Annotated in this window: 13 protein-coding genes; 3 read left to right on the forward strand and 10 right to left on the reverse strand. The window is 64.3% G+C overall.

Annotation, left to right across the window (positions count from 1 at the left end; all coding sequences use genetic code 11):
- Positions 1 to 10: 10 nt before the first annotated feature.
- Positions 11 to 361, reverse strand: coding sequence for a nitroreductase/quinone reductase family protein (locus AOT87_RS23925; RefSeq protein WP_030096257.1), 351 nt, complete (start codon positions 359 to 361; stop codon positions 11 to 13).
- Positions 362 to 389: 28 nt separating this feature from the next.
- Positions 390 to 1,403 (reverse strand): glucose-6-phosphate dehydrogenase (coenzyme-F420), encoded by a 1,014-nt coding sequence (gene fgd / locus AOT87_RS23930; protein WP_030096256.1) that lies wholly within the window; start codon positions 1,401 to 1,403, stop codon positions 390 to 392.
- Positions 1,404 to 1,488: 85 nt separating this feature from the next.
- Here fgd and AOT87_RS23935 point away from each other — a divergent pair, with 85 nt between their 5' ends.
- Positions 1,489 to 2,220, forward strand: coding sequence for an MBL fold metallo-hydrolase (locus AOT87_RS23935; RefSeq protein WP_057968795.1), 732 nt, complete (start codon positions 1,489 to 1,491; stop codon positions 2,218 to 2,220).
- A gap of 24 nt (positions 2,221 to 2,244) precedes the next feature.
- Here AOT87_RS23935 and AOT87_RS23940 read toward each other — a convergent pair whose 3' ends face one another.
- From AOT87_RS23940 to AOT87_RS23970, 7 genes are all read right to left on the reverse strand, one after another.
- Positions 2,245 to 3,609 (reverse strand): NtaA/DmoA family FMN-dependent monooxygenase, encoded by a 1,365-nt coding sequence (locus AOT87_RS23940; protein ID WP_057968796.1) that lies wholly within the window; start codon positions 3,607 to 3,609, stop codon positions 2,245 to 2,247.
- Positions 3,609 to 4,721, reverse strand: a complete 1,113-nt coding sequence (locus tag AOT87_RS23945) for an LLM class flavin-dependent oxidoreductase (protein WP_057968797.1) — start codon at positions 4,719 to 4,721, stop codon at positions 3,609 to 3,611. The genes AOT87_RS23940 and AOT87_RS23945 overlap by 1 nt, the downstream gene beginning before the upstream one ends.
- Positions 4,718 to 5,758, reverse strand: coding sequence for an LLM class flavin-dependent oxidoreductase (locus AOT87_RS23950; protein WP_057968814.1), 1,041 nt, complete (start codon positions 5,756 to 5,758; stop codon positions 4,718 to 4,720). Before AOT87_RS23950 ends, AOT87_RS23945 begins: the two co-directional genes overlap by 4 nt.
- A 92-nt stretch (positions 5,759 to 5,850) precedes the next feature.
- Positions 5,851 to 6,339: a GNAT family N-acetyltransferase gene (locus tag AOT87_RS23955; RefSeq protein ID WP_057968798.1), complete on the reverse strand. Its 489-nt coding sequence runs from the start codon at positions 6,337 to 6,339 to the stop codon at positions 5,851 to 5,853.
- A 1-nt stretch (position 6,340) separates the two neighbouring features.
- Positions 6,341 to 7,273, reverse strand: coding sequence for an ABC transporter substrate-binding protein (locus tag AOT87_RS23960; RefSeq protein WP_057968799.1), 933 nt, complete (start codon positions 7,271 to 7,273; stop codon positions 6,341 to 6,343).
- Positions 7,270 to 8,031 (reverse strand): amino acid ABC transporter ATP-binding protein, encoded by a 762-nt coding sequence (locus tag AOT87_RS23965; protein WP_057968800.1) that lies wholly within the window; start codon positions 8,029 to 8,031, stop codon positions 7,270 to 7,272. The genes AOT87_RS23960 and AOT87_RS23965 overlap by 4 nt, the downstream gene beginning before the upstream one ends.
- The gene (locus AOT87_RS23970; RefSeq protein WP_057968801.1) at positions 8,028 to 8,909 is read right to left on the reverse strand and encodes an amino acid ABC transporter permease; all 882 of its coding nucleotides are present in this window, start codon (positions 8,907 to 8,909) and stop codon (positions 8,028 to 8,030) included. Before AOT87_RS23970 ends, AOT87_RS23965 begins: the two co-directional genes overlap by 4 nt.
- Positions 8,910 to 9,032: 123 nt before the next feature.
- Between AOT87_RS23970 and AOT87_RS23975 the strand changes: the two genes are divergently transcribed.
- A complete protein-coding gene (locus tag AOT87_RS23975; RefSeq protein WP_030096247.1) occupies positions 9,033 to 9,428 on the forward strand; it encodes a PPOX class F420-dependent oxidoreductase in 396 nt (131 codons plus the stop codon).
- On the opposite strand, the gene AOT87_RS23980 is transcribed toward AOT87_RS23975, so the two are convergent.
- Entirely contained in the window at positions 9,425 to 10,045 is a 621-nt protein-coding gene (locus tag AOT87_RS23980; RefSeq protein ID WP_030096246.1) for a TetR family transcriptional regulator, read from the reverse strand. The genes AOT87_RS23975 and AOT87_RS23980 overlap by 4 nt on opposite strands.
- 97 nt (positions 10,046 to 10,142) lie before the next feature.
- Between AOT87_RS23980 and AOT87_RS23985 the strand changes: the two genes are divergently transcribed.
- Positions 10,143 to 11,648, forward strand: a complete 1,506-nt coding sequence (locus AOT87_RS23985; RefSeq protein WP_057968802.1) for a carotenoid oxygenase family protein — start codon at positions 10,143 to 10,145, stop codon at positions 11,646 to 11,648.
- The last annotated feature ends 13 nt before the right edge of the window (positions 11,649 to 11,661 follow it).

The raw sequence follows: 11,661 nt of genomic DNA on the forward strand, positions 1-11,661 counted from the left end.
CGACTTCGCTCTAGGAGCTCTCGCCAAGACGAACAGTGACCGTCACGCGGCCGCTGTCGTCTTTGCGTGCGATTCCGTAACCGGGCACATCAACTCCGTTGAGCCGGAGCTGCAGCGGCCTGCCCTCTCCGAGGAAATTGCGCCACCATTTCTTGCTTTCGGGGATGCCGACCCAGATCACGATGTCATCTCCCGAACGCCAGTAGTTCACCGGCGTGCTGAAGATCTGCCCCGATCGGCGGCCGGTGTAGGTGACGACGGTGAAGTAGCGGCCCGCCAAGCTGCGCAGTCCGGGCACGTTCAAGGCCATCACCGGCACGGTGTTGACCGCATCGATAAAGCGACGAACTAGGGAACTCATCTGTACCTAACGGTCTTCGCGTAAGCGCTCATCCCAGCTTACGGAGACGAGGCTCAAGATCGTTCTTGAACAGCTCCAGGAACCGCTTCTGGTCGTGTCCGGGTGCGTGGAACACCAGGTGGTTCAGGCCCCAGCCCACGTAATCGGCGACCTTGGCGACCGCCTCGTCCGGGTCGGAGGCAACGATCCAGCGCTTGGCCACCTGTTCGATGGGCAACTCGTCGGCGGCGCGCTCCATCTCGATGGGGTCATGGATGCTGTGCTTCTGCTCGGGAGTCAGCGACAGCGGCGCCCAGAAGCGGGTGTTCTCCAGCGCCTTCTCCGGATCGGGGTCGTAGGAGATCTTGATCTCGATCATCCGGTCGATGTCGTCGAAGTTGCGCTCGGCCAGTGCCGCCCCCTCCTTGACGGCGGGGATGAGCTTGTCCTTGTACAGCTCCTCGCCCTTGCCGGAGGTGCAGATGAATCCGTCGCCGGCACGCCCCGCGTACTTGGCGACGACGGCGCCGCCGGCGGCGATGTAGACGGGGATGCCACCCTCGGGCACGTCGTAGATGGCAGCACCCTGGGTGCGGTAGTAATCACCCTCAAAATCAACGCGCTCACCGGTCCACAGTTCGCGCATGAGCCGGACCGACTCGCGCAGCCGTGCGAAGCGCTCCTTGAATTCCGGCCATTCACCGATGAACCCGGTGGCGATCTCGTTGAGCGCCTCACCAGTGCCGACACCCAGGAAGATGCGGCCCGGGTACAGACACCCCATGGTGGCGAAGGCCTGTGCGGTGACCGCCGGGTTGTACCGGAAGGTGGGGGTCAGCACCGAGGTGCCGAGCTGCAGGCGCTGGGTGCGCTCGCCGACGGCCGTCATCCAGGCCAGCGAGAACGGCGCGTGACCACCGTTGTATCGCCACGGCTGGAAATGATCACTCACGGTCGCACTGTCGAAACCGTGCGACTCGGTGGCGACCGCCAACTCGACGAGCTCACGCGGCGCGAACTGCTCCGCCGATGCCTTGTATCCCAGCTTCAGTTCCCGTGCCATCCGCGCGCTCCTCGCCTCAAGGGTGCTTACCGCTCATCGCAAGTTCTCCAACCACCCTAACCAAGGACTCATTACTCTCTATTTCATGGTCGAGATCACCCAGGTCAGCGACGCCGTGCATGTGGTCAACGGAGAGGCGGTCAACTGGGTGATCGCATCGGACGATTCGGGAGTCGCGCTGTTCGACTCCGGCTACCCGGGCGATCGCGATGACGTGTTGAAATCCATTGCGGCGCTGGGACACAAGCCACAGGACGTACGCGCCGTGGTGCTCACGCACGGGCACATCGACCACATGGGGACGGCGATCTGGTGGGCCGCCGAACACGGTGTCCCCGTGTATGCCCACAACGCAGAGCTGGGCAATGTGCGGCGCGACTATGTGGATCAGGCCGAGCCCTTCAAGGTGGTGCTGCACCTGTGGCGGCCCGGATGGCTGCCGTGGGTCATCCACGCGATGCGGCTGGGAGCCGGGGTCCGTGACGGCATTCCGACGGCGGCTCCGCTCGGGCCCGAGCTCGCGGATCTACCGGGTGCACCCGTCCCCATCCCGACCCCCGGTCACTCCGGAGGTCACTGCTCGTTCCTGGTCGCCGGTCACGTGCTGGTGGTCGGAGATGCCATCATCACCGGGCACCCGATCGCGAGCCGTTCGGGACCTCAGCTGCTGCCCACTCCATTCACCAAGGACATGGAACAGGCACGTCGCAGTGCGCAGGCCCTGGCCGAGGTGGACGCCGATGTGCTGGCTCCGGGGCATGGCCCGGCCTGGACGGGGTCACTGCGCGACGCGGTCGAGATCGCCCTGCGCACCTAGCGCCGAAGGCCGGATTCTCGCGCGCTACGCACTCGCGGTTTCGCGTGGAAAGTCGACACTCGCACCAGAGATGGGGTCCAGTCCCAGGTGTTCGCGCAGCGTCTCGTGTTCGTACTCGCTGCGGAAGGCACCGCGTTCCTGTAGCAGCGGCACCACGGTGTCCACGAAGTCATCGAGGCCGGCCGGGGTCAGGTGCGGGACCAGGATGAATCCATCGCAGGCATCGGCCTGGATGTAGCGGTCGACCTCCGCCGCGACCTGAGCGGGGGTACCGATGAACTGCTGGCGCGAGGTGACCTCCTTGATCAGCTCGCGGATCGACAGGTTCTTGGCCTCCGCAAGCTCCCGGTACTTCGCGGCAATCTCCCGCGGGTCGCCGTGGCGCGCCTTCCCCCGGGTGATCGAGTCATCTCCGGTGGGCTCGACATCCGGCAAGGGACCATCCGGGTCGTATCCGGACAGGTCGCGGCCCCAGACCTGTTCCAGATAGGCAAGGGCCGTCTGCGGGCCCACCTGCTGGTCCCTGATGTAGGCGGCCTTCTCGATGGCCTCTTGCTCGGTGTCGCCCAGGACGTAGGTGACTCCGGGAAATACCTTGAGCTGATCCGGGTTTCGGCCGTGCGCGACCGCACGGGCCTTGACGTCCGCGTAGTACTTCTGCCCTGCGGGAATCGAGGAGTGGATGGTGAACAGCGCGTCGGCATGCTTGGCGCCGAAGTCACGCCCGTCGGCCGAATCCCCGGCCTGCAGCAGCACCGGATGCCGCTGCGGAGATGCCGGCGCGGTGGGCACACCACGGACGGTGAACTGCGCACCCCGATGGTTGACCAGTCGCGGCTCACCCGATTCGTCCCAGCTGTCCCAGAACTTGCGTGCCACGGTGATGAACTCCTCGGCCCGGTGGTACCGGTCGGCGTGGTCCAGGAAGCCGCCGCGCCGGAAGTTCTCGCCTGTGAAGGCGTCGGACGAGGTGACCATGTTCCAGCCGGCCCGTCCGTCCGAGAGATGGTCCAGAGAAGCGAATTGCCTTGCCACATTGAAGGGTTCGTTGAAGGTGGTGTTGATGGTGCCCACCAGCCCAAGCCGTTCGGTGACGGCGCCGAGGGCGGCCAGCACTGTGAACGTATCGGGCCGGCCCACCACGTCGAGGTCATGGATTCGGCCACGGTGCTCACGCAGTCGCAGCCCCTCCGCCAGGAAGAAGAAGTCGAAAAGTCCACGCTCAGCAGTGCGGGCCAGATGCACGAAGGAGGAAAAATCGATCTGACTTCCCGAGGCGGGATCAGACCACACCGTGGTGTTGTTGACTCCCGGAAAATGCGCAGCCAGGTGAATGGGCTTGCGGTCCTTGCCTTCCCGAACCTGAATCGGATCCGACGGGGCGCTCATCAGATCAGCCCCCATTCCTTGGCGATGAGTTCATAGGACCTGCGCCGGTCTTCGTGCCGGTGAGTGATGGAGGTGACCACCAGTTCGTCGGCACCGGTGACCCTGGCCAGGGTGTCGAGCCGCTCAGCGACCTGGCCCGCATCGCCGACGAACTGGGTAACGACCCGATCTTCCGACTGACGGCGCTCCTCATCGGTAAGTGGTTGTGCACCATCGGGGTCGGGATACGCAATGGCGCCATGCCCCGATCGGATCGAGTGCACCCAACGACCAAAGGTGCTGGTGAGATGACGCGCGGTTTGCTCGTCGTCGGCGGCCACGGCGTCCGCCGAGACGATGATGTACGGCTCGGCCAGCGCCGCGGAGGGCTGAAACGCCTCGCGGTACGCCTCGATGGCCTCCAGGGTGGACCAGGGGGTGACGTGGTAGTTCGCCACGAAGGGCAGACCGCGCCGCGCCGCCACCTGAGCCGATTCGCCCTTGCTGGAACCGAACAGCCACAGCGGCAGATCGGCGCCCTCGCCCGGACGGATATGCAGCGCAACACCTTCCGGACTGACATATGTACCGTCCAGAAATGCCTGGATATCGGACACCTGCTGATCGAAATCGGCGATCTGTGCGCCCGGCTGCTGCAGGGCAGCGGCGGTGGCCCGCAGCTTCGGGTTGTCCTTGATGCCGAACTCCGTCGGTGCCTGCGGGATGAACAGCCCATCCACCTCATGGGCGGGGGCAGGTTCGGGCTTCTGCTCATTTCCGGCAAGCCGGTCCCTGATGCGATGGCCCGTGCGCCCGAGTCCCAGGTCGATACGCCCCGGGTAGAGCGCATCGAGGATGCCGAAACTCTCCACCACCGCGGCGGCCGTGGTCGAGGCAACCTGGACGGCACCGGCACCTACCCGGATCCGACGGGTAGCGGCAGCGATATGCGCGATGACCAGTGCGGGAACGGTGCTCGCGACCGCCACGAAGTGGTGCTCGGCGAGCCAGTAGCGCCGGTAGCCCCATTGCTCGGCATGCTGGGCCAGGTCGATCGAATTACGCAGCGCCGTCGCGGCATCCGATCCTTCGCTGACCGGGGACAGGTCGAGAACCGAGAGTGGGACGTTCATGCCGACTTCCTTGCGTAGCGGTTGGTGGCGGTAGGCAGGCCGAGCCGTGCGCGCAGGGTTCCGTTTTCATACTCGGTGCGGAACCCGTGGTGGGCCTGAAGAAGGGGCACGAGTTCGTCAACTATGACGGGAATGTCGAGCGCGTTGATCGCGGGCCGCAGGCGCACACCGTCGATACCCCATTCGTGCCATTGGGCGATGAGATCGGCCAGTTCCGGCGCCTGGCCGGTGAATATGGCTGCATCCGAATGGAACTCGTCCTCCCGGCCAAAGGAGACCACCAGATCTGCGAGCACCTTGATGGTGCGGTGACCTGCCGTGTTGTGCAGGCGGGCGGGGATCTCGGCGGCAGAGGCGCCGTCGTGCGGGGTGACGAAGACGAGGTCCGCATTCTTCGCGGCGAATGCCTGTCCGGGACGGCTGCGGGCGAGTGCCGCGACCACCGACTGCCCCTGCGGGGATCTGGGCGTAATGGACGGGCCCTTCACCGAAAAGAAGCGGCCCCCGAAGTCGGTGTAATGCAGCTTGTCCCTGTCGATGAACCGCCCCGTCGCCAGGTCTCGGATCTCGGCGTCATCCTCCCAGCTGTCCCACAACCGCCGTACCACCTCCACGGAGTCGGCGGCCTCCTCCAACAGGTCATGCAGCGAGAGCACCTTCGTGCGGCCGAAAACGTCGGCCTCATCCTCGGTATCAGCGATGGTCACCTGCCAGCCGGCGCGGCCACCGGACACGATGTCGAGGGTGGCTATCGACTTGGAGAGGTGGAAGGGCTCATTGTGGGTGGCCGGTGCGATGGGGATGAGCCCGATACGTGTGGTCACCGGGGCTACGCGTGCGGCGGTCAGTATCGCGTCCAGGCGTCCGCCGGGAGTGCGGGCGAATGAGTCTTCGAACGTCACGAAATCCAGCAGCCCGTGTTCGGCGTGCTGGACCTGCTCGGTCCAGTACTTTCCGGTCAAGGGGCTGCCGGTGTGCTGATCCGCGCTCGGATGCCATCCGTACCCGTCCAGAGCCAATCCGAGCAGTGTCGTCACGGCATGTTCAACGTCCACGAACCGCGTGACGAAGGCGTTTATCTCACCTTGAAGGAAAAGCCATTCGGTTCTCTGTGCCCAGCCAGGGCCGCCTACAGGTCCTTCTCGAACGGATGGATACCGACCTCGTCCGCGGACAGCGTCTGGTCATAAAGCGGCCGGTACCCCGCAGACAGGTACAGCGCCTTGGCCTCGGGCTGGCGGGGACCGGTGGTGAGGTAGATGCGCCGATACCCGCGGCTGCGAATCTCCTGTTCCAGTGCAGCCAGGGTGCGCCCCGCCAGACCCTGACGGCGATGGGCGCTGGACGTCCAGATGCGTTTGAGTTCAGCGGTGTCGGCGTCATATCGCTGGAAGGCGCCACCGGTCACGGCAGTACCGCCCTGTACCCCGATCAGCAGACCACCGTCGGGAGCCGTGAAGTGCGCGGCCGGGTAGTTGACCAGGAACTCGTGGTGCTCGTCCAGGGTCCCGCCGTATCGGGTGCTGTACTCCACCGCCAGCTCGGCCAGCAGCGGGGCGGCCAGCGGATCCTGCTGCTCCACCGTCACAAACTGCAGCAGATCCTCACACGCCGTCATGTCATCCTTGCCTGGGTAGTCCGCGGGGGTTGATCTCCGACTTGGCGACAGCCTCGTTCTCCAATCCCCAGCGCTGCAACACCTTACGATACGTGCCGTCGGCTATGGCGTGATTGATGGCGTCCGCGACAGCCCGAACCAGCCCATTGTCCTTCTTGATCAGGACCGCGATCTCCCCCTGCAGCGCCTCCCCCGCGCCGGAGAATGTGCCGACCAGCTTGGTCTGTCCGGTCGCCTGGGAATGAAACACCGCTGTGGGATTGGGGCCCACATACGCGTCGATGCGACCCGATGCCAATGCCAGGTAGTAGCCGGTGGTCTGCTGGAAGTACTTCAGATCGGCGGCGGGAAGACCAGCCGCGACGTTCTGTTCGTTCCATTGCACCAGCAGTGCCTCCTGGTTGGTGCCCGACCCGACGCCGATGGTCTTGCCGGCGATATCCCTGGCGCCCTTGACCTTCCAGTCCAACGATCGACGCACCTCGAAGGCGACGTTGTCCAAACGGTATGTCGCGAAGTCGAACTTGTCCTTGCGTTCCTCGGTCACCGTCACATTCGAGATGAACGCGTCGACCTCGCCCGAATCCACCTTGACGAAGTTCTGCGCCCAATCCGCCGAACGCAGATCTACACGCAATCCCAGAATGTCCGCCACCAGGTAGGCGAAATCCGTCTCGATCCCGATCATCGTCTTGTCGTCATCAGCGTAAAAGCGCAGTGGTGGTGCGGAATTAGCGTCCCCGGTGACAATCAGCGTGCCGCGCCTGCGGATGGCTTCGGGCACCTCGGCCGCGATCGTATCCACCGTGGCCAGGCGTACCCGGTCTTGGTCCGGACTCAGATTGAAGGCCGACGACACCTCCGGCTCCGCGCCCGCGCCACAACCGGTGAGGACAACCAGCGCGGCACAGCACAGCGCGATAAGACGTCTCACGCCAACACCTTGGATAGGAAGCCGACGGTGCGCGGATGCGACGGGTTGTCCAGCAGCTGTTCGGGCGCCCCCTGCTCGACGATCGCGCCTCGATCCATGAAGACCACGGTGTCGGCGATCTCCCGGGCAAGGCCGATCTCGTGCGTCACGATCACCAGGGTGGCGCCATCACTGGCGAGCTGGCGGATCACGTCGAGCACCTCGGTAACCAGCTCCGGATCTAGTGCCGAGGTGGGCTCGTCGAACAGAATAACCTTGGGTCGCAACGCCAAAGCGCGCGCGATGGCCACCCGCTGTTGTTGACCACCGGATAGCCGGCGCGGATACTCGGCCACCTTGTCGGCGACGCCGACCCGTTCCAGCAGCCGGGTCGCCTCGGCCACCAGCTCGGCGCGCGGCGCCCGCCGCACCGCCAGTGGCGCCTCGATCACGTTCTCCAGCACCGTCAGATGCGGGAACAGATTGAAGTTCTGGAACACAAAGCCGACCTGCGAACGCTGCCGCAGAATGGCTCGTTCCGAGAGCTCGTAGAGCACCGAACCGCGCTGCCGGTACCCGATGAGCTCGCCGTCGATGCGGATTGTCCCGCCATCCACCTTCTCCAGGTGGTTCAGGGTGCGCAGCAGCGTCGACTTTCCGGAGCCCGACGGCCCGATGATGACCGTCACCTCCCCTTGTTGCACAGTCAGATTCACATCACGCAGCGCCGCCACCTGGCCATAGGACTTGTGCACACCGCGCACCTCGATGGTGCTCATCGATGTGCGCCCCGGGCGTAATGCCGTTCGATGTAGTACTGCACGACGGTCAGTACCGACGTGATCACGATGTACCAGACCGTGGCCACCATGAGCAGTGGCACCACCCGCCCGTTGCGCCCAAAGATGACCTGCACCTGATAGAAGAGATCGGCGATGGCCATGGTGGACACAATGGACGTGCCCTTCACCAGGCTGATCACCTCATTGGCGGCGTTGGGCATGACCGACCGCATGGCCTGGGGCAGCACGATCCGGAAGAACTGACGGCGCCGGGGAATGCCCAGGGCTGCAGCAGCTTCCAATTGGCCTTCGTCGACGGACAGGATGCCGCCACGGATGATCTCGGCGAAGTAGGCCCCCTGGTGCAGAGTCAATCCGATCACCGCGGCGGTCAGCCCGCTCAGCAGCTCGTTGGTATCGACGGTGATCAGGCTCGGCCCGAAAGGAATCCCGAAACTGATGCTGTCGTACAGGTACGCGATGTTGAACCAGAACAGCAGCTGCACGATCAGCGGTATGGACCGAAAAATCCACACGTACGTCCACGAGATGGCCTGCAAGACCGGATTCTTGGATAGTCGTGCCGCCGCCAGCGCCACACCCAGCACAAACCCGAGCACGGTGCCGTAAATCGTCAGTCTGATCGTCAGCCATAACGCCGCCAGTACCGATTTGGCGGTGAAGTACCGCGCAAATGTCGGCCAGTCCCACCCCGGGTTGCGCACCAGCCCGTGCACGAACATCGCCACGAACAGCAGCGCCACAGCCGAGAGGATCCAGTTGCCCGGACGTGGCCGGCGCCGTACCCGCAGTACCGGCGGGCCAGACTCCTCAGATGCCCGAGCGCGCGGCGGCGCAGCGGGTGCCGATGTCATGCGGTCGAACCTAGGAACACCGACCAGTGCACAACAGTCTTTGGCTCCCGGCGAATCGAACGGCCGCTATCCGTCATGTCCGGCCGGGGAAGAATCCGCACCGTCAGAGTGTTCAAATAAGCCATGCCAGAAATCCCCGCAGGCTTCGAAGATCTCCTGGAACAGCGCCTCTACGGTCACCTCGCCACGGTCGGTGGCGACGGTTCGGCACAGTCCAGTCCCATGTGGTTCAGCTGGGACGGCGAGCGGGTGCGGTTCACCCACACCAACAAACGGGCCAAGTTCCGCAATATTCAGACCGAACCGCGGGTCGCCTTCTCGATCCTGGACCCCACCAACCCGTACCGATATCTGGAAGTGCGGGGCACCATCGATCAGATCGACGATGACCCAACCGGGTCGTTCATCCAGGAGTTGGCGCACCTGTACCAGGCACCCTGGGCCGGGAAGAGCACCGGCGATGAGGCAGACCGCGTCATCCTCTACCTGCGGCCCACCAAGTTCCTAAGCCACGGCTAGGCCAACGGCCCCAGCAGGCGCATGCACATATCGGTGGCCCTGGCCCCCAGTTCTGCTGCACTGCACCTATTTTCATCGGCAAGCCAGTCCTCCATGAGGAGGGTCACACCGCCGACGCCGAACACGGCCGCCTCCAGCAGCGCCGGCTCCGGCTGGGCAACCTCGGGTGCGATGGTCAGGAGTATCCCGCGCGCGACGCGGTTCTGAAGACTTCGGCGTTTAGCGGCCAGCCCGGGAAATCCCGCGAGGTCGGAGGTCAGAATGCGCAGCACCGCCGGGTCTGCGATGGAGTGCTCGAGGTAAGCCGTAAGCCCGGCTGTCAGCTGCACATGCGGCTGGTCGCCGGCCACTCGACCCGCCGCTGTCATGGCCGCGAACAGTTCGGTGAACACGTCGTCCACGATCTGCAGCACCAGATCGCCGATCGCCGAGAACTGCTCGTAGAAGTACCGATCGGTCAGCCTCGTGCGCGCACAGACACCCCGCACGGTGACCGCGGGCAGCCCACCATCGGCCCATAGCTCGCGGCCCGCCCGCACCAGCGCCACGCGCCGCTCGTCTTGGCGCTGCTCTCGCGTCTTACCACCGTACGTGCGGTGAGTCTGACCGTTCGTCACGCTGAAACGCCCTTCGTCTTGACATAGGCAACCTACTCGCTAATGTTGAGGACACCCGTCATCAGAAACTGCCCGACAACGCGGTCTAGGAGATTTCATGACACTCGCACCCGAGCATTCCGCCTCCGACACGGACTTTGAGGAGCTCATCTCCCGTCCCTTCGAGTCCCAGCTGCGCGAATACGACTACCAGCTCACCGATATCGACGGCGCCTTGCCGCCCGCGCTGACCGGCACGCTGTTTCGCATCGGTCCCGGCAAGTTCGAGGTGGGCACCACCGTGCTGCGGACGATGTTCGACGCCGACGGCATGGTGTCCCGATTCATCCTGGACGGCTCCTCGGTCCGCTTCACCAACCGGTATGTGCGCACCCAACAGTTCCGGGACGGGTTGCAGAGCGGCCCGATGCGCAGGCCCGGGATCACTACCCAGGTGCCCGGAAAACTACTGGCCAACCTCCAATTGCCCGCGAACACCGCCAACACCAACATCGTGTCACTGGCCGGGGAGATGCTAGCGCTCTGGGAAGGCGGGCCACCACATCGGCTGGACCCCGACACTCTGGAGACGCTGGGCACCAACGACTTCAAGGGCAAGCTCGGGTACGTCGGCGCCTTCTCGGCACACCCGAAATGGGACCCCGTCACCGGCGAGATGTTCAACTTCGGCCTGGATGTCTTTCCCACGCCACGACTGCGCTGCTACCGGGTGAGCCCCAGCGGCCAACTCTCGCAGATCAATTCGGTGACCCTGTGGGATATGGGCTGGAACCACGATTTCGCACTCACCGAGAAGTATCTGGTCTTCGTACTCGACCCGATCCGCCCCAACATCGGCCAGCTACTGCGTGGCAAGCGTTTCGACGAGAGCCTCGAATACCAGCTGACCAATGGCAGTACCAAGTTCATCCTGGTGCCACGCGACGGATCCAAACCGATTGTCATCGAACACGCCCCACAGACCCACATCCATGTCACCAACGCCTTCCAGGACGGTGCTGATGCGGTGGTCGAGTTCGTCAGATATGAGAGCCTCGAATTTCTGCGGCAATCGCTGCATGCCGCGATGGGGCCGAAGGACCACCCAAACCCTCACCACCACCTGGTGGTCCGCGAATGGCCGAACAGCCACCTGGTCAGATTCCGCATCTCGCCCAGCGGCAAGATCACCGAGGAAGTGGTGTCACAGTCTGCGAAAATTGAATTCCCGCAATATGACTGGCGGCAATCCACCCGCAATCATCAGATCACCTACACCGCAGGCACGCTGGAACGCCAGGGCCACTACAACGGCATCTTCAAATTCGACCATCGCACCGGCGCCATGACACACTGCGATTTCGGGACGGCCTCGGTGTGTGAACCCCTCTTTGTGCCACGCCACAAAGACTCGGCACAAGATGACGGCTGGCTACTCGCGGTCAATCACGACCTGGTCGAAAACCGTTCACAGCTAGTCATTCTCGACGCGCGTGATGTCGAGCAGGGCCCACTGGCGGTGGCCCACCTGACACACCACCTGCCGATAGGGTTCCACGGCACCTTCACCCGGCGGGTGGCCAACCCGTTTGCACCGCTACCACATCCGAACCTGGTGGCCTAACACGCCAATACTG

This window comes from Mycobacteroides sp. H003 (assembly GCF_001440135.1).
Classification (GTDB): domain Bacteria; phylum Actinomycetota; class Actinomycetes; order Mycobacteriales; family Mycobacteriaceae; genus Mycobacterium; species Mycobacterium gwanakae.

Coding starts and splice junctions, on each gene's coding strand:
- fgd (WP_030096256.1), bottom strand. CDS start 1,403: ATGGCACGGGAACTGAAGCTGGGATACAAGGCATCGGCGGAGCAGTTC.
- AOT87_RS23955 (WP_057968798.1), bottom strand. CDS start 6,339: ATGACGGCGTGTGAGGATCTGCTGCAGTTTGTGACGGTGGAGCAGCAG.
- AOT87_RS23965 (WP_057968800.1), bottom strand. CDS start 8,031: ATGAGCACCATCGAGGTGCGCGGTGTGCACAAGTCCTATGGCCAGGTG.
- AOT87_RS23925 (WP_030096257.1), bottom strand. CDS start 361: ATGAGTTCCCTAGTTCGTCGCTTTATCGATGCGGTCAACACCGTGCCG.
- AOT87_RS23940 (WP_057968796.1), bottom strand. CDS start 3,609: ATGAGCGCCCCGTCGGATCCGATTCAGGTTCGGGAAGGCAAGGACCGC.
- AOT87_RS23975 (WP_030096247.1), top strand. CDS start 9,033: ATGCCAGAAATCCCCGCAGGCTTCGAAGATCTCCTGGAACAGCGCCTC.
- AOT87_RS23985 (WP_057968802.1), top strand. CDS start 10,143: ATGACACTCGCACCCGAGCATTCCGCCTCCGACACGGACTTTGAGGAG.
- AOT87_RS23970 (WP_057968801.1), bottom strand. CDS start 8,909: ATGACATCGGCACCCGCTGCGCCGCCGCGCGCTCGGGCATCTGAGGAG.
- AOT87_RS23945 (WP_057968797.1), bottom strand. CDS start 4,721: ATGAACGTCCCACTCTCGGTTCTCGACCTGTCCCCGGTCAGCGAAGGA.
- AOT87_RS23935 (WP_057968795.1), top strand. CDS start 1,489: ATGGTCGAGATCACCCAGGTCAGCGACGCCGTGCATGTGGTCAACGGA.